Source organism: Microvirga sp. TS319, assembly GCF_041276405.1.
Classification (GTDB): Bacteria; Pseudomonadota; Alphaproteobacteria; order Rhizobiales; family Beijerinckiaceae; genus Microvirga.
On record NZ_JBGGGT010000001.1, the window covers coordinates 398,599 to 422,953 of the forward strand.

General features: G+C 61.8%; 25 protein-coding genes and 1 riboswitch. Of the genes, 8 read left to right on the forward strand and 17 right to left on the reverse strand.

Features of this window, described 5'->3' with window-relative positions:
* Positions 1-236: 236 nt before the first annotated feature.
* The 13 genes from AB8841_RS01800 to AB8841_RS01860 all read right to left on the reverse strand — a co-directional run bounded on the left by AB8841_RS01800 (position 237) and on the right by AB8841_RS01860 (position 13,127).
* Entirely contained in the window at positions 237-521 is a 285-nt protein-coding gene (locus AB8841_RS01800; protein WP_370434169.1) for a cytochrome C oxidase subunit IV family protein, read from the reverse strand.
* A 17-nt stretch (positions 522-538) separates the two neighbouring features.
* A complete protein-coding gene (locus tag AB8841_RS01805; protein ID WP_370434170.1) occupies positions 539-1,177 on the reverse strand; it encodes a cytochrome c oxidase subunit 3 family protein in 639 nt (212 codons plus the stop codon).
* Complete coding sequence (ctaD, locus tag AB8841_RS01810; protein ID WP_370434171.1) at positions 1,174-2,850, reverse strand: cytochrome c oxidase subunit I; 1,677 nt, start codon at positions 2,848-2,850, stop codon at positions 1,174-1,176. Before ctaD (AB8841_RS01810) ends, AB8841_RS01805 begins: the two co-directional genes overlap by 4 nt.
* Positions 2,847-3,914: a cytochrome c oxidase subunit II gene (coxB, locus tag AB8841_RS01815; RefSeq protein WP_370434172.1), complete on the reverse strand. Its 1,068-nt coding sequence runs from the start codon at positions 3,912-3,914 to the stop codon at positions 2,847-2,849. Before coxB ends, ctaD (AB8841_RS01810) begins: the two co-directional genes overlap by 4 nt.
* Complete coding sequence (locus tag AB8841_RS01820; RefSeq protein WP_370434173.1) at positions 3,914-4,711, reverse strand: SCO family protein; 798 nt, start codon at positions 4,709-4,711, stop codon at positions 3,914-3,916. The genes coxB and AB8841_RS01820 overlap by 1 nt, the downstream gene beginning before the upstream one ends.
* Entirely contained in the window at positions 4,708-5,037 is a 330-nt protein-coding gene (locus AB8841_RS01825; RefSeq protein WP_370435502.1) for a hypothetical protein, read from the reverse strand. The genes AB8841_RS01820 and AB8841_RS01825 overlap by 4 nt, the downstream gene beginning before the upstream one ends.
* A 226-nt stretch (positions 5,038-5,263) precedes the next feature.
* A complete protein-coding gene (locus AB8841_RS01830) occupies positions 5,264-6,319 on the reverse strand; it encodes a hypothetical protein (RefSeq protein ID WP_370434174.1) in 1,056 nt (351 codons plus the stop codon).
* Positions 6,316-6,837: a cytochrome c gene (locus tag AB8841_RS01835; RefSeq protein WP_370434175.1), complete on the reverse strand. Its 522-nt coding sequence runs from the start codon at positions 6,835-6,837 to the stop codon at positions 6,316-6,318. Before AB8841_RS01835 ends, AB8841_RS01830 begins: the two co-directional genes overlap by 4 nt.
* Positions 6,834-7,355: a DUF3341 domain-containing protein gene (locus tag AB8841_RS01840; protein ID WP_370434176.1), complete on the reverse strand. Its 522-nt coding sequence runs from the start codon at positions 7,353-7,355 to the stop codon at positions 6,834-6,836. Before AB8841_RS01840 ends, AB8841_RS01835 begins: the two co-directional genes overlap by 4 nt.
* Complete coding sequence (gene nrfD / locus AB8841_RS01845; protein ID WP_370435503.1) at positions 7,352-8,671, reverse strand: NrfD/PsrC family molybdoenzyme membrane anchor subunit; 1,320 nt, start codon at positions 8,669-8,671, stop codon at positions 7,352-7,354. The genes AB8841_RS01840 and nrfD overlap by 4 nt, the downstream gene beginning before the upstream one ends.
* A gap of 44 nt (positions 8,672-8,715) precedes the next feature.
* A complete protein-coding gene (locus AB8841_RS01850) occupies positions 8,716-11,583 on the reverse strand; it encodes a 4Fe-4S dicluster domain-containing protein (RefSeq protein ID WP_370434177.1) in 2,868 nt (955 codons plus the stop codon).
* Positions 11,571-12,224 carry a cytochrome c3 family protein gene (locus AB8841_RS01855; RefSeq protein WP_370434178.1) on the reverse strand — a complete coding sequence of 218 codons (654 nt, stop codon included), beginning with the start codon at positions 12,222-12,224 and terminating at the stop codon, positions 11,571-11,573. The genes AB8841_RS01850 and AB8841_RS01855 overlap by 13 nt, the downstream gene beginning before the upstream one ends.
* 756 nt (positions 12,225-12,980) lie before the next feature.
* Positions 12,981-13,127, reverse strand: a complete 147-nt coding sequence (locus AB8841_RS01860) for a hypothetical protein (RefSeq protein WP_370434179.1) — start codon at positions 13,125-13,127, stop codon at positions 12,981-12,983.
* A gap of 41 nt (positions 13,128-13,168) precedes the next feature.
* On the opposite strand from AB8841_RS01860, the gene AB8841_RS01865 reads away from it, so the two are divergent.
* On the forward strand, positions 13,169-13,360 hold the full coding sequence (locus AB8841_RS01865; protein ID WP_370434180.1) for a hypothetical protein: 192 nt from the start codon (positions 13,169-13,171) through the stop codon (positions 13,358-13,360).
* A 200-nt stretch (positions 13,361-13,560) separates the two neighbouring features.
* Here AB8841_RS01865 and AB8841_RS01870 read toward each other — a convergent pair whose 3' ends face one another.
* Positions 13,561-13,746, reverse strand: a complete 186-nt coding sequence (locus AB8841_RS01870) for a hypothetical protein (protein ID WP_370434181.1) — start codon at positions 13,744-13,746, stop codon at positions 13,561-13,563.
* A gap of 847 nt (positions 13,747-14,593) precedes the next feature.
* Between AB8841_RS01870 and ctaD (AB8841_RS01875) the strand changes: the two genes are divergently transcribed.
* Positions 14,594-16,210: a cytochrome c oxidase subunit I gene (gene ctaD, locus AB8841_RS01875; protein ID WP_370434182.1), complete on the forward strand. Its 1,617-nt coding sequence runs from the start codon at positions 14,594-14,596 to the stop codon at positions 16,208-16,210.
* 75 nt (positions 16,211-16,285) lie between these two features.
* On the opposite strand, the gene AB8841_RS01880 is transcribed toward ctaD (AB8841_RS01875), so the two are convergent.
* Positions 16,286-16,429 carry a hypothetical protein gene (locus tag AB8841_RS01880; RefSeq protein WP_370434183.1) on the reverse strand — a complete coding sequence of 48 codons (144 nt, stop codon included), beginning with the start codon at positions 16,427-16,429 and terminating at the stop codon, positions 16,286-16,288.
* A gap of 501 nt (positions 16,430-16,930) precedes the next feature.
* Positions 16,931-17,042, forward strand: a riboswitch (TPP riboswitch).
* On the opposite strand from AB8841_RS01880, the gene AB8841_RS01885 reads away from it, so the two are divergent.
* The 6 genes from AB8841_RS01885 to AB8841_RS01910 all read left to right on the forward strand — a co-directional run bounded on the left by AB8841_RS01885 (position 17,033) and on the right by AB8841_RS01910 (position 22,416).
* Positions 17,033-17,641, forward strand: a complete 609-nt coding sequence (locus AB8841_RS01885) for a YkoF family thiamine/hydroxymethylpyrimidine-binding protein (protein WP_370434184.1) — start codon at positions 17,033-17,035, stop codon at positions 17,639-17,641. (Overlaps the previous riboswitch by 10 nt.)
* 36 nt (positions 17,642-17,677) lie before the next feature.
* The gene (locus AB8841_RS01890; protein WP_370434185.1) at positions 17,678-18,262 is read left to right on the forward strand and encodes an ECF transporter S component; all 585 of its coding nucleotides are present in this window, start codon (positions 17,678-17,680) and stop codon (positions 18,260-18,262) included.
* On the forward strand, positions 18,237-19,973 hold the full coding sequence (locus tag AB8841_RS01895; RefSeq protein WP_370434186.1) for an ABC transporter ATP-binding protein: 1,737 nt from the start codon (positions 18,237-18,239) through the stop codon (positions 19,971-19,973). The genes AB8841_RS01890 and AB8841_RS01895 overlap by 26 nt, the downstream gene beginning before the upstream one ends.
* Entirely contained in the window at positions 19,967-20,758 is a 792-nt protein-coding gene (locus tag AB8841_RS01900) for an energy-coupling factor transporter transmembrane protein EcfT (RefSeq protein ID WP_370434187.1), read from the forward strand. The genes AB8841_RS01895 and AB8841_RS01900 overlap by 7 nt, the downstream gene beginning before the upstream one ends.
* Before the next feature lie 209 nt (positions 20,759-20,967).
* Positions 20,968-21,939, forward strand: coding sequence for an MBL fold metallo-hydrolase (locus tag AB8841_RS01905; RefSeq protein WP_370434188.1), 972 nt, complete (start codon positions 20,968-20,970; stop codon positions 21,937-21,939).
* Positions 21,940-21,960: 21 nt separating this feature from the next.
* Complete coding sequence (locus AB8841_RS01910) at positions 21,961-22,416, forward strand: tetratricopeptide repeat protein (protein ID WP_370434189.1); 456 nt, start codon at positions 21,961-21,963, stop codon at positions 22,414-22,416.
* A 377-nt stretch (positions 22,417-22,793) separates the two neighbouring features.
* Here the strand turns inward: AB8841_RS01910 and AB8841_RS01915 are convergent, their stop codons facing one another.
* The gene (locus tag AB8841_RS01915; RefSeq protein ID WP_370434190.1) at positions 22,794-23,576 is read right to left on the reverse strand and encodes an anti-sigma factor; all 783 of its coding nucleotides are present in this window, start codon (positions 23,574-23,576) and stop codon (positions 22,794-22,796) included.
* A gap of 2 nt (positions 23,577-23,578) precedes the next feature.
* Positions 23,579-24,343, reverse strand: a complete 765-nt coding sequence (locus AB8841_RS01920) for a sigma-70 family RNA polymerase sigma factor (protein ID WP_370434191.1) — start codon at positions 24,341-24,343, stop codon at positions 23,579-23,581.
* Positions 24,344-24,355 lie beyond the last annotated feature (12 nt).

A 24,355-nucleotide genomic window follows, 5' to 3' on the forward strand; every position in this document is an offset into this window, starting at 1 on the left:
CGAGCTGGCCTCGGTGCCCGTAGCCTCCAGCGCTGCCAGTCACTCTGCTTTATTCAGATGGCCGCTCTGCAGACCAAAGTCTGCAGAGCAATGAACATCCCAGCGCATCGAATGCAAAAGCGGGCACTGGTTTCGCGCAACAAGGCGCTCAAGACCAGAATGTCATATCATCGGCATGAGTTCGATGGCGCGTCCGATGCAATAGTAAGAAGAGCACTTGGCTCCGAGGCTCGATGTTAGCGGCCTGAGAGGCGTGTCAGGATATCGCTGAGCGTCAGCGAGAAAAGAACGATCAGCCAGAAAATACCGGCGGCCGCCGCAAGGCGAATGAGGGCACTCGAGCGAGCAAGGCCCATGAACAGAAACGAGACCAGACCGACCTTGATCGCCGCAATGCCCAAGGCGGCCACGATATTGAATGGGCCCAGCGGGATGTAGGCAAGCGCGAATGTCAGTCCGAGCAGGATGAGAAGAGCCAGCCATATGAGAAGGTTGCGCCGCCAGAGGGACCAGACGCTCATGTTTCTGGTCCGGTCGCTCATGAGGCTCTGCCCGGAAGGTAGATCAGCGGATAGAGGATGATCCAGATCACGTCGATGAGGTGCCAGTAGAGAGCCGTGACTTCGAATTGGGGATTTCCGCGCAGGACGATGCGCCCGAGGGCGCCGAGAAGGCACAGGCGGCTGACCAGGCCGATCCCGATGGTCAGGTGAATCGCGTGCAGCCCCGTCATGGTCCAGTAGAGAGCGAAGAACAACTGGGCGGCCGGTTCCTGCAAGGGGAAGTCTGGCCCGGGAATGAGGCTCTTTCGGATGTCTTCTGCATATTCAAAGCCCTTCAGAATACCGAACGTGAGCCCGAGCAGGGCCGTTGCGGCAAGGCACCAGACGACGAGCCGCCGCCAGTCCTGCTCGGCGCCCTGTGCGGCGACCGCCATGGTGAGACTGCTCGTCAGGAGAACCGCGGTATTGACTGTGCCGTACCAGATGTCCGTCTCGCGGGCTGCGGCAGCGAAAGCCTCCGGATTTTCGACCCGGTAGACCGTGTAGAGGAGAATCATGCCGCCGAAGAAGAGCAATTCGCTTGCAAGAAAGACCCATATGCCGAAGGCAGCCCCCTCACGCTGCCGGCCAAGATCCTGCCACGGCTCCTTCAGAACAGCAGGCGACTGGGTCACGCTTGGTCTCCTTGCCCACGATGCCGAGGTTGATACGGCGCGGGTGACATACCTTCCGGGTGATAATCGTAAGGGCCGACATCGACATGTGGTGTCCGCGGGAAATTCTCGCGCGGCGGCGGAGAGGCCGTCTGCCATTCAAGGCCCGTCGCATCCCAAGGATTGCGGCCGGCCCTGCGGCCCCATACCAGGGACCAGGCCAGATATCCAAGCGGCATGAGATAGGCGGCAGCAAGAATGACCGCGCCTGCCGACGACAGGACGTTGTAGACCTGGAATTCCGGAGGATAGACGTGATAGCGCCGCGGCATCCCGAGATAACCTACGATGAACTGCGGGAAGAACGTGAAGTTGAACCCGAAGAACATCAGGATCGCCGCAAAGCGTGCCCAAGTCTCCGGGTAAAGCCGGCCCGTGATTTTGGGCCACCAGAAATGCAAAGCGGCAAAGAACGCCGATACCGTGCCACCAACCATGATGTAGTGGAAATGGGCCACGACGAAATAGGTATCGGTCACATGCACGTCGACCGGGATCGAGGCAAGAAACAGCCCTGTCAGTCCTCCGATCGTGAAGAGGCCAAGAAAGCCCAGAGCATAGAGCATGGGCGCGTCGAAGCTGATCTGTCCGCGATAGAGGGTGGCCGTCCAGTTGAAGACCTTTATGGCCGATGGTACTGCGACCACGAAGGACAGGAACGAGAAGATGAGGCCCGCATAGGGTGACATGCCGGCGACGAACATGTGGTGTCCCCACACGAAGAAGCCGATGCCGGCGATCCCGATCATGGCGTAGACCATGAAGGTATAGCCGAACACGCGGCGCCGCGCGAAGCAGGTGATGACCTCCGAGACTACACCCATGGCAGGTAGCACCATGATATAGACCGCCGGATGGCTGTAGAACCAGAAGAGATGCTGGAACAGAACCGGATCCCCGCCGCGCGAAGGATCAAAGATCGGAAGGCCGAGCCAGCGCTCCGCCACGATGAGAATAAGCGTTATGGCCAGAACGGGCGTTGCGAGCACCATGACGATACTGGTGGCATAGATTGCCCAGACGAACAGCGGCAGCCGGAACCAGGTCATGCCCGGCGCGCGCAGCATATGCGTCGTAGCGATGAAATTCACTCCCGTGGCGATCGACGAAAACCCGGCCAGGAACACGCCGGCAGCGGTTGCAAGGACGTGAGTGTTGGAGAACATGGTCGAGAAGGGCGTATAGAACGTCCACCCGGTATCGACCCCTCCGGCGATCAGGGCGTAGATGGTCAAGGATGCGCCGCCGATATTCAGGTACCAGCTCATCAGGTTGAGCCGGGGAAATGCGACGTCGGGCGCGCCGATCATCAGCGGCAGGAGAAAGTTTCCGAAAATGTTCGGAATGGATGGGATCATGAAGAACCAGACCATGATCACGCCATGAAGCGTGAACAGCCTGTTGTAGGTATCGGCCGTGACAACGTCGGCTTCAGGCGTGAAGAGTTCGACGCGTACAATCGTGACGGCGATCCCTCCGAGAAAGAAGAACAAGGTGACCGAGATCGCGTAAAGGATTGCGATCCGCTTATGGTCGCTCGTCCCGAGCCAGGAGCCGAGCGTATATCCAGCGCTGAGATAGCTGGGCTCGGAGGAAACGGGCAGGTCGCCGGACGGAGCGGCGATGGTTGTCATGGCTTGCCTCCATCGAACTCGCCAGGGGGCTGCCTCCTGACGGCGTTCCCCGGTGTCATGGCAGGACTGCGCTCCGAGGGCGTCCCGGGGACAAGCGAGCCGCTCGATGCGGTGCCCGGTTGCACGCTTCGTTCGGGGGAACTTGCCAGGGAGCGGATATAGGCGATGAGGCTCTGGATCTCCCCGTCCGAGAGGATGCCGGCGAAGCTCGGCATGATGGGGTCGTATCCGGCGACGATATCACGGTGCGGCAGCAGGATCGAGTCCCGGATATAGGCTTCGTCTGCCATGACGGTGCGCCCGTCGGAAAGCGGCACGGCACGGCCATAAAGCCCCACGAGTTTCGGAGCGTGGACTGGGGAAGACGGGCCATGGCATCCGGAGCATCCGCGCGCAGTGAAGAGTGCCGCGCCCTCGCGGGCGAGGTCATCGCCTTCAAGCTGGGATGTGAGCCATTGCGCATAGTCTTCCGGGGTCATGATGACGATCCGGCCGAGCATGCGCGAGTGATCCGTACCGCAGAACTCCGCACAGAAGAGGTGATAGACTCCGACCTTGTCGGCCTCGAACCATGTGTCGGTATAGCGTCCTGGGAGAACATCCTTCTTGATCCGGAATGCAGGAATGAAGAAGGAGTGAATGACGTCCTGAGAAGTCATGACGAGGCGCACCGGAACGCCGACCGGTGCGTGCAGCTCGTTGATTTCGCGAGCGCCGTTCGCATGCTGCGTCTTCCACATCCATTGCTTGGCGACCACATGGACTTCGAGTGCGTCCTTGGGAGGGATGAGGGCGGAGAGCTGCGATGAGCCGGCCCACCAAAACAGGAAGAGAAAGGCGAACAGGGTCGTGGCGGTCCAGCCGAGCTCGAATTGCCGGCTGATAATTGCAGGCAGGGCGCCACGATCGGCTTTCGAGCCCCTGCGATAGCGGATCGCGAAGGTGACGACGAGCGTGAGGACCAGAAGAAGGATCACGGCCGAAAGGCCCAGCAGGGCAAAGAAGATCGCATCGGTCGTGGCACCTTGAGTCGAAGCGCTGCTAGGCATAAGGGCTGCAAGCATCAGGATTTCCCCTGCGAAGAGGATCCGACATGGCGCGAGCGAACATGGAAGGCGGCAAGGGCAAGCATGAGCACGGCGAGGGTTCCGGCACATGCCGCCTGGAGGACACGGCTGATTACGGGCGTATAGATGCCGTGCACGGCATCGAAGCCGTAACACAGCAGCATGAGGCGGTCCGTCATTCCGCCGATACGTCCCTCTCCGCTTTCGACAAGGGCGAAGCGAAGGTCCTGTGGGTCGAGAGCAAGAGCCGAAAGAACACGTGAAACCCGACCGTCTGGCAAAAGCGCCACCACACCGCTCGGATGCGCGAACTGGTCCTTTCCGGCATCATAGAGGGCCCGGTAACCGAGAGATGCCGTGAGGGTCCGAACCGCAGAAGGATCCCCCGTCAGGACCGATATCGATGCGAGGAGCGCGTCGTCGCCGATCCTGGCGTGAACGAAGGCGCGCGCATCGTCCGAGCTGTCTTTCGGATCGATGCCGACCACGATCAGGCGATAGTCGCGTCCGGCTTGGAGGCCCGTCTGAATGAGAGCGCCTTCGAGGATCGAGAGGGCCGGGCCGCACGTGGACCGGCAGGTATAGTCGACCGGGATGAGGAGTGCCGGGCGGCCGGCAAGCGCCTCGCCGAGTGTCATGTTCCTGTTCGAGAGATCTCGGAAGTTCAGCGAAGCCGGCACCCTTGCTTCCGGCTGGGGAGCGAGGGTCACTTCGGAGAGATCGCGTTCGGTCAGGCCTGCTAAAGCTGGGCGGCAGAGTGCAAGAGCGAGGAGCAGACCTGAAAGCCGTTTCATGGCTGCTTCTCCGGCGGCCGAACAGGCGATGGCTCCGTCGGCGGGTCGAGCGGCGCATAGGCATCAGCTCCCCGCGCGGTGATCAGGTTCATCGCTCGGTCAATCGGGATGCGGATGAGGCCTTGGTCGCGGTCCACAAACGCATAGCCGTTGAGCTTGCGCTGCTGGTCTGCCTGGAAATGGGCCAGATCGGCCGACGGATCGGACTGGAGCCGCGGTGCGGCAAAGGACCGGGGTGGGGTGAAGGCCGCCTCGCGCGTGCTCCACGCATAATAGGCACGCAGAGCGGCAAGTGACAGGCCGACGAAGACAAAGAATCCGATCACTGTGAACAAGACTGGTCTCGTCGCAACATTGGGTGCGGCATCACGGGATCGCTCGGAAGGAGCCGAGGTCCGAGTGGTCGCTGATCCGCGCCCCGTGCGGCCCTGCCGGGCAGGGGAGCTCCGGAGCATGAGGAGCAACGCCAAAGCCGCATGCCCGACCACAGACCAGAGCGCGGACCTTTGTTGCCCATCGGGTCTCCGGGGCGCATCCTTGGCTGGTGGTAATCTACCCGGCATGATCGGCAATCCTGCCGGGTCGTATCGTGATCCTCGTCATCACGCCAAGCGAGATCCCGCTCATGGCGACGAGGCCCAGTGCTGTCGCCAACAGCCAGCCGGGATCAAAGGACGGCGCGACGAGCCATGCCAGATGGAGCCAAATTCCGATGAGGACGAGCCCGCCGACAAGGCGCAATGCCTGATGATTCTGCCGGATGCTGCGCCTCAGCAGCATCCCGAGCGGAACGACGGCTCCGATCAGGACTGCCATCGCAATCATCCAGATCCACCCGCTGCTGTTGCGCATCAGGTACCAGGCAGCCTTGTCCGGCAGGTTGCCGTACCAAATGACGATATAGGACATAAGGCCCAGGTAGACGACACCCAGCAGAGCCGCGATCAGCAGGCCGCCAATATCGGCGGCAGCCTTGTCCGGAACCGCGGGAGAGGCCAGCGCCGCCCATGCGAGTGCCGCTAGGATCTGCTGGATGGCGATACAGGCTGCGAATGCGGTCGACGTGAAGGTCGGATCGACGGAAAGGATCCAGTCGACGGCGAGGAGGCTAATGGCAAATCCATGGAAGGCAAGCCCGAGGCCTGCTGCGAGCGTCGTGCAGCGGCCCCGGATCACCAGAATGGACAGAAACGCCCAGCCTCCGAGCCCGAAGAGGGCCCGCACGAGGAAGCTTGAGGCATTGAGATAGATGTGGCCGACGTCCGGCCGCACTGAGGCCGGCTGCGCAGCCCATGGGAAGATAAGCGTCAGGCCAAGGACGATCGGGAGAAACGCAAGCGCGGCGAGCGGCATCAAGCCCGCTCCGGCAAGAAGCGCTGGCGCAAAAGCGTCTCCCCATCGGCCGCCGACAAGCCGATGGATCAGCAAAAGGACAAGGCTCCCGATCGGGATGCTGCTCCAGAACAGGAACGCCAGGAGCCAGCCCTGCGCCATGGCCGTGGGGGCGAAGGCCCATCCGATCGCGACGATCGCGAGGCCGGAAAGGCCGATCGCCAGGGCTGTCACCGCAGAGCGGCCGCGGGGAGAGGGCAGGGCCATGTCCGTCATGGCAGCTTCTCCCGCGCTTCGGGGATGCTCGCGAGCTGAGCGCGCTGCGAGAGCTGCAGGGCGCGGATATAGGCGATGATCGCCCAGCGGTCCCGAGGCGGCACGCGGGCCGCGTAGGAGTACATGACGCCATAACCATTCGTGATGACATCAAAGAAGTGCTGGGCCGGCGCGGACCTGAGGCGGCCCGTATGATAGGAGGGCGGTGCCGGAAAACCACGGGCCACGATCATCCCGTCGCCGAAGCCTGCGGCGCCATGGCAAGGGCTGCAGAAAATCCGGTAGCGCTCCTGCCCCCGGTGCAGGAGTTCCGCGTCGGCAACGGGAGGGTGGCTCGCCTCTTGCGCGCGGGCGAGATCGCCGCGGGCGACGACGCTTTCCGGAAGTGGGCGAGCCGCGGTGCCGTCGGGCCAGAGGGCTGCGGGCGCGTAGACATCATAGCGGTTCTGCTGGCGCATGGATTGGTCCTTGCAGCCTGCAACGGCCAGTGCTGCGAGGACGAAGGCGGCCCCTCTCATGGCCCGACCTCCGAGACCATAACCGCGCCGGAATCGAAAAGGACGTCGCGCAGGTTCTTCTCCTGCCCGTCGGGCGCCTCCTGGATCAGCAGGAAGAACCGGTCCTGGCTCGTACGCTCGAAGCCGGCAACGTCGAATATCGGATGATGAAGACGGGGCAGGCCGCATTGCCGAAGGAAGGCTATGAGGCCTGCAAACGCCGCAGCGAGCATGCCGACTTCGAACGGCACCAGCAGGAAGACAGGCCAGCTGTTCAAGGGGCGTCCGCCGACATTGAGCGGGTAATCTTGAACGGCGCTCCACCACTGAAGCCCGTAAGCAACGGCCGCGAAGGCCATGCCGGCGATCAGCATCGTCCAACGGATGCGCGAGGGTTTCGCATCGAAGATCTCGGCGAGCCCCTCGACCGGGAGGGGAGTGAAGGCATCGATCAACCGATGACCGGAATCCCTGATCCGCAGTGCAGCCCGGGAAAGCGCATCGGCATCTCTGAACTCGGCGACAAGCGGCGCGGTCATGCCAACCCCTCTTTCCGGCAGAGCCCGCGGACTTCGTACATCGAGACGGCAGGGAAGAGCCTCAGGAACCAGAGGAACATGAAGGTAAAAACCCCGAGCGGACCGATCAGCAGCACCCAATCCGAAAGGGTCGGATGAAACAATCTCCAGAGACTCGGCATGTAGCCATGGGAGAGGGTGTTCCAGATGATTAGGAGGCGCTCGAGCCACATGCCGACAAGGATCAGAATGGCAACGATCGCCAACGTCGGAAGGCTGCGGCGGGCCGGCCTGAGCCACAGGACCTGCGGCAGGAGACAATTGCAGAAGAGGAGGCTCCAGTAAATCGGAGCATAGTCGCCGCTGAACATGTAGGCGACCAGGCTACGGTCGGCTTGGCTTCCGCCATACCAGGCCAAGAACCATTCGGTCGCGTAGGCGTAGGTCATGATGATCGATCCGGTCAGAATGATCTTCGCCATGGCGTCGAAGTGATTGACCGTGATGATCGATTGAAGCTGCTGGCCCCAGCGGACAAGCATCGTCAGCAGCAGGACCATGGCGAAGCCGGAATAGAGAGCACCGACGACGAAGTAGGGGGGAAAGATGGTCTCCTGCCAGCCGGGCATGAGGCTCGCCGCGAAATCCAGGCCCACGATGGAGTGCACCGAAGTAACGAGCGGCAGGGCGAGAGCCGCGAGCGTCGTATGGAGGATTTTCAGAGAACTCCAGTGCCGGACGGAGCCTCGCCAGCCGAGCGCGAGGCTACCATAGAAGACTCGTCCGGTCCGTGTCTTGGCTCGGTCCCGCATGGTGGCCAGGTCGGGTAGGAGACCGACATAGAGAAAGACGATCGAGAACAGCAGATAGCTGAGGATCGCCCAGAAATCCCAGACCAGAGCGCTGCGCCATTGCGGCCAGAGCGACATGGTGTTGGGATACGGCGCAAGCCAGTAGAAATACGTGGGGCGGCCAAGATGAAGGATCGGGAAGACCCCAGCGATCGAGATGGCGAACAATGTCATCGACTCGGCAAATCGGTTGACGGAGTGGCGCCAATCCTGCCGTGTCAGGACCAGGATCGAGGAGATGAGGGTGCCGCCGCTGCCAATGGCGATCCACCAGACATAGCTTGCGATGGCATAACCCCAGACCACGGTGGAATTCACACCCCAGGAACCGATGCCATTGATGAACAGCCAGCTGATGGCGGCAATCGTTGCCAGAAGGAAGAGGAAGCTGCCGCCGAGGGCGAACCACCACACCCGTCCGAACCTGTGCTTGAGAATGGGATCGGCCACCTCGGCGGTGAGGGTCTCGTAGGTCGCGTGTCGCATCGCGAGCCAAGGATGCTTCGTCGACGCGCTTTGCCCGCTCTCTCTCACGTCGCGTCTCCATCAATGGCCGGATTTGGATTTTTGACGTCGGCGAGATAGGTCGTGCGCGGGCGGGTTCCGAGTGTCCCGAGAAGCGCATAATGGCGCGGATCGCTCTTCGCGGTGCGGGCTCCCGATTTCCCATCGTTGAGATTGCCGAAGGTGATGGCCCGAGTCGGACAGGCGGCCTGGCAAGCCGTCACAACTTCGCCTTCCGCGATGGAGCGGTTTTGTGTCTCGGCAGCCTGCCGGGCGCGGCTGATGCGCTGGACGCAATAGGTACATTTCTCCATCACGCCGCGCGTTCGCACCGTCACGTTGGGATTGCGTTGCGCCTTGATGGATTCCGCACCGAGATTACCATACTCCTGACCGTCGGCATAGGCGAAGAAGTTGAAGCGACGCACCTTGTAGGGGCAGTTTGCCTCGCAGAAGCGAGTACCGACGCAGCGGTTATAGATCTGGGCGTTGAGGCCCTCGCTGTCATGGACCGAAGCCGCTACGGGACAGACCGGTTCGCAGGGCGCCAGCTCGCAATGCATGCACGGTACCGGCTGAAATCCTGGCTTGGGCCTCTCGGGCGTCCCATGATCGTATACATCGATGCGCAGCCAGTGCATGTCGCGTCCCTGAGCAATCTCCTCCGGGCCGACCACGGGGACATTGTTCTCGGCCTGGCAGGCGACCACGCAGGCATTGCAGCCGATGCAGGCGGCAGCATCGATCACCATGCCCCAGGCATAGCCTGCATATGGCTGTGGCGGGTAGAGGCTCGGCTGCGCACCGGCGTCCTGTCCGACGGTCCCGCCTTGCGCGAGATTGGCTTGCAGAAGGACCGGGTAGAGATCCTGTGCCTCACCCTGAAGCCTCACGTAATTCTGCGTATTCAGGATTTCCTGCCGGTCGCCACTCTTCGTCAGATGCACGCCTTCGACGAGCCAGGGGGTGCGGGAGGTACGCAGCTCGTAAGCGTTGGTACCGACTGCCGTGCCGATTTGGCCCGCCTGCCTGCGGCCATAGCCGAGTGTCAGGCTTGCTACTCCGGGCGCGTGACCCGGCTCGACGAGCACCGGACCGGTGACGCTTCGGGCGCCCGCATCGATCCGGACGACATCGCCCGTCACGAGCCCGAGCTTCTCCGCATCGGCCGGGCCTAGCGCCAGAGCGTTGCCCCAGACCTGCTTGGTCAGCGGCTTCGGGCATTCCTGCAGCCAAGCGTTGCTGGCAAAGCGCCCGTCCCAAAGGCAATCGTCGGGACGCAGCACGATTGTCGGGAGGTCGGGAGCCGTCACAGGTACAATGGCAGGAAGAGGAGGTTTCGTGACCGCGACGGGATTTGCGGCGCTGCCTGCCAGTACCCCGTCATGAAGCGCCTGTCGCCACCAGGCCTCGAAATCGGCAACGCCCGTGGCGGACCAGGTTTCTCGCACGAGTTCATAGGATCGCGCCTCGCTCCGCCCGAGAAGACTTGCCAGCAGCTCATGTGCGGTGTGCGTGGCATAAAGCGGACGGATCAGCGGTTGAACGAGGCTCGCGGTCCCATCGATCGCGCGCAGATCCGACCAGCTTTCGAGAGGGTGGGATTCCGGAATATGCCAGCGGCAGACGCTCGCGGTTTCATCCGCATAGGGCCCGCAATGAACGCTGAACGGGACCTTTGTCAGCATCTCCTGCAAGCCGAACTCGGCAGGCGTATCGTAGGCCGGATTGGCGCCAATCACGACGAGCGTTCGGACACGTCCCTGATCGAGATCCTGTGTCAGCACCTGAAGCAGCTCAGGCGTGCCGGAGAGCGTATCCACGGGCTCGACGAACTCTACCTTTGCTCCGAGTTCCGCGTTGATCCAATGGACCAGCGCATGCGTTTCCGGCGGAAGGGTCCGCCCGGCAAGGACCAGCGCGCGCTCGCGATGAGCCAGGAGGTCCTGCGCGGCGGCACCGATGAAGCGGCTCGCCGATGCGGACAGGTCAGGCCCGGGCAATCCGGCGCCAAGGGCATTCGCGACAGCAATCGCAGCATTGTGGATCAATCCTGGATGCAGCATGAGACGCTGATCGGCTTTCGCGCCCGTCGGTGTCGGCACGGCCTCGACGACATAAAGGCGGGAGGGATTTGGGCCATGGAACGGCCTTCGGCCGCCGATCCATGACCGTGCATGCTGGATCTGCCCCGGTCCGGGCCCCAGCGGGTCGGCATCAAGGCAGAGGATCGCGCGCGCTTCCTCGATCCGGGGCAGAGGCTGCAGAGGGCGACCGAAGGCAAGAGCCGTTCCGGCGCGCTCGCTTTCATCGCCAATCGGCTCGTAGCTGTGCCAGCGCGCGCCCGGATATCGCTTGAGAACAAGATCGATCTGGCGCAGGAGGGTCGGAGAGGTGACGCGGCCTGTCAGAAGCCGCAACCCATTGCCCCCGTGGACCCGGTGATGATCGATTTGCGGAAGAAGTGCCTGAAGGAACATCTCCCAGGATGCAATGGAGCCGTGCTGCAGCACGGTTCGCGAGCGGGCTGGGTCATAAAGTCCAAAGATAGCGGCCTCCGCGAAGACATCCGTTGACCCGAGACTCGCGGGATGGAGTGGATTTCCTTCTACCTTGATCGGCCGTCCATCGATCGAGATGCAGACGACGCCGCGCCCGTATCCGCCTAGCGGCAGCGTCGTCGCGAACCGAAGCGGTTCCCCAGGGATCAGTCTCTCGGGCATGCGCACGTATGGGAGGATTTCCTCGTCGGGCTTGCTGCAAGCTCCAAGCGCGAGCGTGATCTGAGCAGCGAGAATCTTCAATGCATCACGGCGGGAGAAGGCGCGCGTTTCAGTGTCGCCGGGTGGCGCAATATTAGGGTGGGCATCAGGAACGGCGTTCAGCGGTGGCATGTCGAGCAATCAGTGAGATGCTGCGTGTCGATATGATAGACCGTCACAAGATTCTGACCCTGCTCGGCTTGGTTCCGTGGCGGCATCCAGGACATGTCGAACACGCTCTCGCGCGGACGCAAGTTGGGGGCGGGGTCACGATGGCAGTCGAGGCACCACCCCATCGTGAGCGGAGCTGCCTGACGCATCAGTGGCATCTGATCGACAGGGCCATGACATGTAGAACAGCCGACACCGTTGGCCACATGAGCTGCGTGATCGAAATAGACATAATCCGGAAGATTATGAACGCGGCGCCAGCGAAGGGGCTGATCGTCGGCAAGGCTTGTGCGGACTGGTGCAAGCATGCCGGCATTGGTCCATATCTGCGAGTGGCAGGTCATGCAGGTTTCCGTAGGTGGAATTCCTGCGAAGCGAGCCTGTTCCACTGAGTTGTGGCAGTAGCGGCAGTCGATACCCAGCCCGCCGACATGGTGCTGATGGCTAAACGGGACCGGTTGTTCCCGCACCACGTCCTGCCCTGTGACGTAGGGCGAACGCGCGATCATGAAGCCCACGACGATGAACAGGAACGGCGCCGTCACGAGCAAGATAAAGACGAAGCGCGCTATCGTGTCCGCTCGTGGATGAAAGACCTGCATCCTGTTCCCCTTCGTCTTCGAGTCGGCTCGCATTCGGACCGGCTACAACTTTCGACGTTTGGTGGCCGAGCTCTTGGCCTATTGTTCCGTGCCTAGAGGACTGGATCCGTCGTTCTGAAACAGTGGCGCAGGTCTCTCGAAGTCAAATGCTATAAGGTACAGAAATCGATGAGCCCGAAGGCCATGACGGCAGGCGCTCCGGCACGGCATCCTGGCAGGAACGGCTGTTCTCTCGAAAGCTTAGCCTCGTCATTCCCGATAACTGCCAAGCCTCCGTGAAGCTCGTCCGCTAGTCGACCAATATCCTCAGTCCGGCGTCGCCATCCTTTCCAGCTTCTACCCTCACTGCACTAACTAGGGCTTCATCATGGCAGCATTCTGGGCCCATCGCTCATTGCGGTCCGTAAACAGCTAATCTGCCTTGGCCTTAAGCTACGAGCGGAGATCCTTGGTCTCCGCGGCCGTATTGTCCAAGCGTTGACGGATGAATGTTGCCATGGCTGCGATCCGGGCAATCATCAAAGAGGAGTAGACCGATCATGCAGGGCCCTGGGTCGAACCTTGTAGCCGACGAATCCAGGTGCATTCTGCAAGCACTTCAACGTCGATTTTGGAGCCGGTCGCTGCAGGATCGGAAATTGCTGACAACCTATTGCGCAGGGCTGGATTACCTGGGGTGCACGTCAGACCCTCGATCCGCCGCTCGCCTGTGCCGACCATTACGGGAATGCCGGTTGATAAAGGCATGGGACGAGGTCAGGCGTTTCCCACGCCATGCAGGTCGGAGCCTGCGGATCGGACCATGTCCGCGGCACCTCGTGCCGCCGCCTTGATGTCCTGGAACAGGAGCGAGACCTCCTGGTAGACGCTCAGGGCGGCCTCGTCCGTGGATACGCTGTCCAACTCGCCGACACGTTCGAGCAGGCCCCGATACGTTCCGTTTGGTGGCGGACATCGAGGATCAGGCCACGAAGCTGGCGCCGATTCTCCAGCGCCTCGAAGCGTTCCAAGGCAGCGTCGAGCTTGCCGCGGCAGTGGCAGTCCAGGTCAAGCGTGTCCATGACGGTTCGAACGCGCGCCAGCAAAGGGGAGGGCTCGGCTCCCGCGGTCGGGCCAGGAGCCGTGATCTTGCGTAGTTCAGGTTTCATCCAAGTTCTCCGTCAGATTGGCCGTAGGCCCGCATCTGCCTTATCCTGCGAGGACAACAGATGATGGAGCAGGTATCCTCGCGCCGACGCAAAGATCTGCAACGCGAAGAGCCCGATAACGCTCTGTCTCTTCCATCCATTGCAGCAGGCAGCGGAGTGCCGCCGGAGCCAAGGTCTCAGTCGGCCCTTCATCCCCACGGCGACCGTTCGGGCTTGTTGATTGTCGTCGCGCAAAGAGCGATGGCAGAAGGCGTGTTAACATGGCGGCAACTCAGGATATTGCCCAGTAGGCCGTCATGCCGGTCGAGGCCAATCAGCTCGTCGGTGATGGTATATGGCGATGGCTTGCGACGATCCGCGTCTTCCTTGATCACAAGATGCGTCGTATCGGCTGCCCGATTGCCTGCTCCCATACAGTGGAGGATGTCTGCCGGGAACAGGGGACAGACTGCACTCAATTCCTGGCCGATCTACAAGCCGCTGCTGTAGGAGAGCCGGCTCCCATCGGCAAGGCGGAGCGCGGTCTCGGTCCTTGCGAGTATGGCTCCTGCTCCCTGTCTGGGTCTCCCCATACCGCTTCAATTCCGTCCGCCCGCCGGCGCGGCTCCAGGTTGGCTGCCGATGTGCGCAGGGGTCTCGGCTGTCACAATTTCTACCCGAGTTCGCTTCGAGCCGATCGTCACGGCGAATTTTCCTAGCTTCGTGCCGACCGGATGGAGCAAGCCCACACATCCGGGTGAGTCCGAGAACGGCAGGGGAAACGTCCCGGATACGCGCTGGGGCAGCGTCTCGAAGCATGGTTGCCGGCATGCTCCCTCCGATGGGTGGAAGTGACAATCGAGTTGATGGCGATAACCAGGTACGGCTGGTCGAGCTGGGTGTGGGCGCGAGAGTTTCACACCCTTGAATGGCTCCGCGGTGCTCTTCGTACCGAGACCGATGAATGGAAGGTGTGGCACCTGGTCCTGGGCGAGCGACGGACTGAGTGCGGCCGGGACGTAGACGCCATGGTTGGATAGGGGCCTGGCAGTGCCGGTCCGGCCGGGCATTTTCGCTTCGAGGCAGGTCTACGCAGTTTTTCGGAGTTGCCTTCCTGCCCCGCTGTCGTAACCTGGGCAATCTGCCGACTGGTCGGTGGGACCATAACGAAGAGGCCCCGGGACTCAAGGCCAAGGGGCGAAGCATCTAGAATACAGCTTCGGGGGCGTCAGGAGCTTCATCATGGCTCATACTGCGCATGCCGATCCTGCCGACCATAGCGATCGCCCGACGTTCTGGCGGCGCTGGTTCTATTCGACGAACCACAAGGACATCGGCACCCTCTACCTCATCTTCGGCTTCACGGCGGGCATCATCGGCGGCCTTCTGTCGATCGCCATGCGCCTGGAACTCCAGGAGCCCGGTCTGCAGTTCTTCTCCAATCCGCAGGCCTACAACGTCTTCGTGACCGGCCATGGCCTCATCATGGTGTTCTTCGTGATCATGCCCACCCTGATCGGCGGCTTCGGCAACTGGTTCATCCCGCTCATGATCGGGGCGCCCGACATGGCCTTCCCGCGGATGAACAACATCTCCTTCTGGCTCATCGTCGCAGCCTTGGGGCTGATGATCCTGTCTCTGTTTTCGGAAGGCGCTCCGGGCTCGCTCGGCTTCGGCGGCGGCTGGACCGCTTATCCGCCGCTTTCGACCATGGGCCATCCCGGCCCGGCATTCGACTTCGGCATCCTGGCCCTGCACCTCGCCGGAGCATCCTCGATCCTCGGTGCGATCAACTTCATCACCACGATCCTCAACATGCGCGCACCGGGCATGACGCTGCACAAGATGCCGCTCTTCGCCTGGGGCATGCTGGTAACAGCCTTTCTCCTTTTGCTGACCCTTCCCGTGCTTGCGGGCGCGATCACGATGCTGCTGACCGACCGCAACTTCGGCACGACCTTCTTCGACCCGGCCGGCGGCGGCGATCCGGTGCTCTACCAGCACCTGTTCTGGTTCTTCGGCCACCCCGAAGTGTACATCATGATCCTGCCGGCCTTCGGCATCGTGTCGCACATCATCTCCACCTTCTCGAAGAAGCCGATCTTCGGCTATCTCGGCATGGCCTACGCCATGGTGGCGATCGGCGTCGTCGGCTTCGTCGTGTGGGCGCACCACATGTTTACGGTCGGCCTCTCGCTGCAGACCCAGGCCTATTTCGTGTTCGCCACGATGGTGATCGCGGTTCCCACCGGCGTGAAGATCTTCTCGTGGATCGCCACGATGTGGGGCGGCTCGATCCGCTTCACGGCGGCCATGCAGTGGGCCGTGGGCTTCATCTTCCTGTTCACGGTCGGTGGCGTCACCGGCGTCGTGCTGGCGAACGCGGCCGTTGACCGCTACATGCACGACACCTACTACGTGGTGGCGCACTTCCACTACGTGCTCTCGCTCGGCTCCGTGTTTGGGATCTTCGCGGGCATCTACTACTGGTTCCCGAAGATCACCGGCTACGTGATGCCCGACTGGATCGGCAAGCTGCACTTCTGGATCGCGTTCATCGGCGCCAACGTGCTGTTCTTCCCGATGCACTTCCTCGGCCTGTCCGGCATGCCGCGCCGCTACGCGGATTATCCGGATGCGTTCGCGGGCTGGAATTTCGTCGCCTCGATGGGGGCCTACATTTTCTTCTTTGGGCTGTTCGTCTTCATGTACGGAGTGATCGAGGCCTTCCGGCGCAAGGAGCGGGCTGCGGACAACCCGTGGGGTGAAGGCGCGACGACGCTGGAATGGACCCTGTCCTCTCCGCCGCCCTACCACCAGTTCGAGACCCTGCCCCGCATCGTCGATACGGGCCGTTAAGCCCCGGCACCGTACGCGGTGCCGCTTCGTCGGAACATCTGACGGAACACTGAATCGGCTTCGCTGCCGCGGAGCTCAGCCTTGGAGCACGACGACATCGCCCGATGCGCTACGCGCCGGGGGCCTGTAGTCGTCCGCGCTCTTGTCCTCTGTGGGGATCTCGCTCCAGCGGCCCACCTTGCCGCTATCGCATTCCCGTACCGTGGGGAAGCAGAGCATCACGTCTGGCTCGAGGCTGTCCGTCGACCAGCATGCTCCCCGCTTCGCAGGTACGGGCTTCCAGAGGACATATTCCAAGCACATTGAAGGGCGACACTGTTCCCTCAGAGGATGAATGTATGCCCTTCGGAAATGTGCCAAAGCCAGGATGGCACACCTGGGTCGCGTTAACGGCAATGGTAGCCATCGGACTGTTCGGGATATTTCTTTACTGGGCGCTGAGATTCTAGCGCCTCGTGCGAAAAGTGGCCCCAGATTTCGCGAGAACGATGCTCGATGGTCGGTGCCCCGACCTTCACCTTCATCGGTAAACGACTTGCGGCTGCCGGCCGGCACAGGGTCTGGATGGACCAGAACGACGTGCTCGCTCAACGGTGATAATGCAGCCTCTCGGAACCTGTCTGACACATCGTCAGACAGGTAGGGCAGGGATCATGCAGGCCTCGTAAGAAAGGCATGTCGGCAGAGGTTGCGCTGGTGCCAGGATCAGTGCTAGAAACTCCCCATCGACAGGGGTGCTCCGTTATGCCGGGGCTGAGATGACGGTGCGAAATCGTCGAACCCTCAAGCTGATCTGGATAATACCAGCGGAGCGAGACGACGATGTTTTCCGGCGCACAGATTTCCCTTTATCCCATGACCGACGATTTCGTCGCTGTCATTCTCAAGGCCATCGCGGCGCTTGAGCCCTACCGGCCGAGCTTTCGGATCGAAACCGACGATCTCTCGACGCTGCTCGTCGGCCCGCCCGATCAGCTATTCTCGGCCATGCGCGACCTCTTCATCTCGGCGGCAGGCCATGGCGGGCACTGCGTTCTGGCAGCCACTGTCTCGCGCGGGTGCCCGGGTGAGCCGGACGATCCGATCTGCACGCCAATCAACGACTCGCGCTACGGACAACCGCTCGATGAGCGGATCGCATCCGCCCTCCGACAGGTCGAGGCGGCGCCCAAGACGGGCCAAGTCGTGGCAGCCCAGTTCTCGCTGTATCCGCTCGGCAGCGGCCACCACATGGACGAGATCTACGGCTGCATCGACTTTCTTAAGAGCTCCGGCGTCTTCGAACGGTCGAAGAACTTCTGCACCAAGCTGCGTGGCGATGCGGGCGCCGTCTTCGCAACGCTGGGCGAGGCCTTCCTGCGCTTCGGCGCACCGCAGGGCCATGTCGCCCTCGATCTCAAAGTTTCGGCGAACAGCCCCACCGCTGTTTAGGCAATCATCCATCAACTCCAGATCATGGAGACAATCATGTCCGGTACGCGAGGTTGGACGCTGAGGGAAATCCTTATCGTCTCGGTTCTCGGAGCGGTTTTTGCCGTCCTCTATCTAGGTTGGGTGCAGGTCTGGCTCATTGCCCAGGCGGTCTTCGGCCCAGTGACGATGGATGTGGTGATGGGCTTCTGGTTCATCGCCTCCATCGTGGCCGCCGCGGTCATCCGCAAACCAGGCGTAGCCTTCGCGGCGGAGGTGCTGACTGCAGCGGTGCAGATTCTCCTCGGCAGCCCTGCAGGCTTGTTACTTCTGGTGACGGGTGCGGTTCAGGGTGCAGGCGCGGAGGCTGTCTTTGCCGCGACCCGGTGGCGCAACTACTCATTGCCGGTGTTGATGGCGGCAGGCGTCGGTGCCGCGATTTTCTCCTTCATCTACACCTGGGTCCGCTTCGATTATGGAGCTCTCCAGCCCGGCATCCTGGTTACCATGTTCATCTTGCGTTGCCTGAGCGGCGCGCTTTTGGGCGGGTGGCTTGGACACGTCATTGTGGAAGCGCTCTACAGGACCGGTGCTCTTGCCGGTCTGGCCATCGATCATGAGAAGCGATCCGCAATCGTCTAGCGCGGCCCTGCGGGTCCGCTCCGAACGATGGGCTCCTCCAGGAGCGAGCAGCGGTTTCACAGCCGAATGGCGCGAGGTGACGGTTCAGTATCCTTTCGCCAACCGGCAGGCGGTCGGGCCAATCAGCTTGGGAATCCGGCAGGGCGAGCGCGTGCTCCTTCTCGGACCTTCGGGCTCGGGCAAGTCGACGCTCCTGCTGACACTGACCGGTCTCGTGCCCAATAGCATTCCCGCGACCGTCAGCGGGCATACCTGCCTTTACGGGACGAATGTCGCGACGAGACAGCCCTGGGCCTGGGCGACGCAGGTGGCGCAGTACTTTCAGGACGCGGACCAGACGCTCTGCGGGATGCGGGTCGAGGACGAGATCGCCTTTGCCCTGGAGAACCGCGCCCTGTCGCCCACATGCATCGCGGAATGCGTCACGGCGGCGATGCGTCGGGTCGGAGTCCCAGAGAACTGGCGCGAGCGCCCATCGTCAACTCTATCGGGGGGCGAGCGGCAACTCGTCGCCCTGGCCGCCACGCTTGTGCAGAATGCCCCCTTGTTCGTGCTTGACGAGCCGACGGCGCATCTTGCGTCGCAGGCAGCGGACCGCCTGCACGCCCTGCTGACCCGGCATGACTCGTCCCGAAGCGTTCTCATCGTCGATCACCGGCTGGAGGGTCTGATCCGGCAGATCGACCGGACAGTCGTCCTCGGCAGAGACGGCACAATCATGGCCGACGGCCATCCGCGGGCCATCTTCCGCGCCAAGCGCGACCTTCTGACGATGGAAGGCATCTGGTGCCCGGTGGCGAGTGCCCTCGACGCGCGCTTGGAAGAGGCGGGCATTGCGCCTCCAATTGCGCCACTGTCCGTCGACGAGGCCCTGGCACATGTCGATCCCGCAACGGCTCCTCGCGAGCATATCGAAAGAGCCCTTCCGGCTGTCGAGGCTTTCGTGGCCGAGTACACAGAGCGCCGCTTCCAGACGCCACCGGGTGCTCCTGTTCTGGCGCGGCTCGTGAATGCCTGTTGTGCACCGTTCCTTGGCCCAACGGTCCTGCGCAACATCGATCTGGCCATCCATGAAGGCGAGATTCTCGGCCTTCTGGGGGCGAATGGGGCGGGCAAGTCGACGCTCGGTCTTTGCCTGTCCGGCCTCCTTCCGTTGAAGGCAGGGAATAGAACCGGCGCACAGGGCGGCTATGCATTCCAGAGGCCTGAGAACCAGTTCACCGCGGGGACGGTCCGCGGCGAGATCCTGGATGCACTTCCCAAGCAGATGGCTGGGACTGCTAAGGCCGAACGTGTGGCGGAAGCCTTGGCTGCATGGGGGCTTTCCGGACTCGAGAACCGTCATCCCTTCGAATTGTCACAAGGTCAGAAGAGAAGATTGGCCCTTGCGGCCCTTACGGCTTCGGGCCGCTGGCCGCTGCTCGTCCTGGATGAGCCGACGGCAGGGCTCGATGCCCATGGCGTCTCCACGCTCATAAGCGAGATCCTGACATTGCACGGGAAGGGGCACGCCATCGCCGTCATCACCCACGACATGGATTTCGCCCTGCGTCTTTGCCCCCGTTCAATCCTCGTCGGTGAAGGAGGTATTCTAGCGGATGGCCCGACGCAGGCGCTGATGGGGGACACGGCTCTCCTCCAGCGCGCCGGACTGGCAGAGCCATCCTGCGCCGGAGCCCTGCACTGGCTGCGACGGGTTGCGTCATGCTGAAGGCTCTCAACCCGATCAGTAAGCTTATCGTCTGCATTCTTGGGCTGGTGGCGTCTGTCCTCGTCTTCGATGCGCGCTTTCAGATTGCCCTGATCGTCCTGACAGGCTTCTCACTCCTCGTTCTCAATCGTACGTCGCCACTGGTTCTTCTGGCCCTGATGGTGCCGTTCTGCCTGTTTGGCTTCGGATTTCTGACCACCAGCCTGCTGTTTCGGCAGGACAGCGATTTCGCCACGCGCATGGCTGGCGAAGCCCTCCTGCATTCTCCGGCATTCTCGGCAGGGCTCACCTTGTTCTTTCGTGCCATCGCCTGCGGGATGATCTCGATATTTTTCGCCCTGACCACCGATCCCGGCTCCTTGGTGCGCGCCTTGATGGTTCATGCCCGATTGCCGCCCCGGATCGGCTATTCCCTTTTTGCCGCGATGTTGCTTGTTCCGGATCTAGCATCGGAAGCGCAGCAGATGCGGATCGCCCGTGCCATGAAAACGGGACGCCGCATCCGGCGGGTGCCGGGACCGGGAGAAATCATGTCTCTCGTGATCCCACTGCTTGCCTTCGCGATCCGCCGGGCCGGACGAACCGCGGTCGCGCTGGAAGCGCGCGGTCTCTCACCCGATGGGCCACGGACGGTCCTGAATGCGCCAGGCTTCAAGAAAGCCGACGCCGTCTTCATGATCGCGGCCACCATCGCAATCACTTTATCCAGCTTCGCAGCTTTCTCTGGCACCAGTGCGCTCGGGTCACTGCCTCGGGCGGTGCACGAACAGGCAGCCAGATTTTGAGCGAGGTCAGTTTTCAACTGACCTTGCCGTAGCCGTTCCACGGCATCGGAGGTGGGTTCGATTTCACGTTCGATGCTGTAGGTCGTCCATAAGGTTGCGTTCCCCGTCCCGGGAATAAATCTGCCGTCACCATAGTCTTGCTGGCAGGGGCTGTGACAAGACCCGTTGTCCACACAGCTCCTCGATCCCTCGATTGACGGAGAACCGGGATGTTGAATCTGTCACGCCGAGGCGTTCTGGTAAGCGCGGCCATGGCGGCGGCTTTCGGGCTGCCCAACCCCATGGCGTTGATTGCCGACGCACATGCAGAGACGCCTGTCGAGCCGACAATAGGCTTTTACAAGTACAAGGTCGGCTCGATCGAAGCGACCGCCGTCTATGACGGCATCTGGCGCAAACCCCACGATCCAGCCTTCATCAAGAATGCGACTGTCGACCAGACGAAGGCAGCGCTCGCCACGGCCGGACTGACGACCGACTTCATGCCGATCCCGCTTACGGTGCTGGTCCTGAAGATCGGCGACAAATACATCATGATCGATGCTGGGTCCGGTGTCGGTCAATGGCAGGCGAATGCGACCCATTTGCCTGCCAACATGCAGGCTGCCGGCATCGATCGAAGAAAGATCAGCACGATCCTGATCTCTCACTTCCATCCCGACCACGTGTGGGGCTTGATGGAGAAAGGCACGAACGCCGCAGTATTCCCTGAAGCCGAATTGGTGGTGAATAGTGTCGAGTACAGATTCTGGACGGAACAGGGCGTTCTCGAACGACTTCCGGAAGGCCGCCGCCAAGCCGGAAAGCGCATCGCCGATATCTTCCCGACGTGGAAGAACTGGAGGCTCGTCGAGAGCGGTGTTGAGGTCGCGCCCGGCATTCAGATCCTTGAAGCCTTCGGACATACGCCCGGTCACTCCGTCTTCCTGGTGACGTCTGGCAGAGATCAGTTGATGGTGTCGAACGACACCATGTATGTTCCGGCTCTTCTTGCGCCTCATCCAGAATGGCAGGGCAGCTACGATCAGGACGGGCCAATGGCAGTCACGGCCCGCCACCAGATCATCGACCGCGTGATCGCGGACAGAATGATGATCTGCGGCGCCCACTTCCCGTTCCCCGGGATCGGCACGTTCGTGAAGGATGGCAATGCCTACGCGTTCGCCCCGGTAGAGATTTAACCCGCCAAGCGAGGATCGACCATGTTAAAGAAAACCTCTCTCTTGTCCGTGGCTCTCTTGGCCACGCTGGCGCTCACGCCTGTCCTGATAAGCAGCGCTGCCCTCGCAGTCGATGACGACACGTCGACCGGCTCGGTCGATCTGACTGCCGTGCGAGACAAAATCAAGGCAGAGAACTATACCGCAGCGCTGGAAGAACTCCGTGGGCTGGCTGAAGACACGCAGCAGGCAGACATCTACAACCTGATGGGATATACGCTTCGTAAGACAGGCGATTATCAAACCTCGCTGACCTACTACAACAAGGCACTTCAGCTCCAGCCCGATTACAAGGCGGCCCGAGAGTATCTGGGTGAGCTCTATGTCGAGACCGGTGATATCGACAAAGCCAAGGAGCAACTCGCCGCGTTGGTCAAACTCTGTCCAGGTGGTTGCGAGGAGCGCGAGGACCTTGAGAAAGCGCTAGACGGAAAATAGCTGCTTGATCCTACTCGGTGAGCGATGACGTCGCTCACCTCTTTCCGCTGTGGTCCGCAGCGGGAGATCGCAATGTCGCGGACGATAGGTCATTTCGTCAAAGATAGCCGGTCTTCTTCTTTTTCTTGAAGGACGGTTCCTGCTGGCCCCGATCCTCCTTCACGGGGCCGTGACACTTTCCTTCGACTTCAGAGCGACCACTTTCCGGTCTCGTCAAAATCCCTTTCCACTTTGTGGAAGATCCCGTGGTTGCAGGCTGCATGTTTGGCATGACCGTGATGGAGCACGATTCCCCGACAGGCTCATCCGGTGTCGGTGACGCGCCGGGCGGGCTGAGTGGGTCGATAGGAGCATCGCAACCGGCTCCGCACGATGCGCTAGTGGGCGATATGATCCTGGAAGCGGCGCATGAACTCTTGCAATTCAGCCGCATTGAGATCCGAAACCGCCCAGAATGTCATTCCGCTGCCGGACCAGTGAAGCATGTTGTACCCATTATTGACCGATGCCTGCGGCTGCGCAATGCCGCCCTCGCTCTTCTCCGCCGGCCAGATGAACAGGTTGATGATGTGCTCGCGGCGTTTGTAGACCAAGGCGGCAACGGCCCGTCCGGCAATATAGTCAAGGCGTCCTCCAGTCAGCGCAAAGCCCTCATTCGCAAGATCGACAACCGGAGGGGCGAAGTCGATCCGGCCGTCGAACCAGGGTTTCACCGTATGCTGATCGGACGTCGTCACATCCGTGATGTGGTTCGCCATGAGGGATCGGACATGCTCGGCGACAAGCTCCTGCGCCAGATCCGGCGAAGAGCGCGGCACGACCAGGGCTACGGCAAGGCCCGCCGCAAACGCAGCGACAGGGATGCCAAGACGCTGTTTCTGCCACAAGCGCTGCCACCAGCGGGCACTCGCCGGTGCGCTCGTGGAGATCGGGGCAGGCTCAAGAGCTTTCAGCACTCGCGCCCGGAGTGCATCGGGCGCCCGATATCGCATCGGTTCCTGCCCGAGGATGGCCCGAAGCTCCTGGAGGTGCTGATATTCGCTCGCACAGACAGGACAGGTTCTCAAGTGATCCTCGACCCGAAAGGCATTGGCGGCATCAAGTTCCCCGTCCAGGTGTCCATGTAGGAGAACTTTCATGTCAGAGCAGGGCACTGTCATGATCAAGTCTCCTCTCCGTCTGCAGTCCGTCGGCGCCAAGCCTCGGCGAGCAGGTGCCGGGCTCGGGCAAGGCGCGACATCACGGTGCCGATCGGTGTCCCCGTCGTTTCAGCAATCTCGTGATAAGAGAGTTCCTCGAGTTCACGCAAAATCAGCGTCTCCCGAAAGGGAAAGGGCAAGTCCTCGATCAACTCCCTCATGGTGGCAATCTCATCGTGCCGGACGACGGCGGTTTCGGGGCTGTCCGCGGGGTCGATCAGTCCGGTGGCGCGCTCCGATGCATCGACCGGATCATCCCCAGGAATCGCCCCGGTGCCTTCAAGCGGAACCATGAGGTCCGACGCCGAGGCTTTTGCCCAGGTGTGACAGCAGTTCCGCACGATCGCCAGGATCCAGGCTTTCGGATCACCGCCCCTGTACCCTTCGAAGGCGCGGAACGCCCGCAAGAAGGCATCCTGCGCGACGTCCTCCGCAGCGACAGGGTCTCGCAGGAGATAGCGCGCCAGGTTGTACGCGGCATCCAGGTGCGGGAGCATCAGTTCGCGGAAACGTCCAGCGAGATCGGCTTGCTTAGCTGTTAAAGGCGACAAGGAGACCGGCACAGGTTCCTCCGCGCGTCGCGGAATTGTACCCTCATCGTCCTTGGCTGTCACATCTCCGGATGCGATCGAGGGGCTCGAAGGCCGTTGGTCGACCATTGGACCTGCCAACCGTTGGCCCGACGCGGGGATCATTGTCATGAGTGCCCCCGGAAAGGCGATGCGCAAGATTTCCGCCTT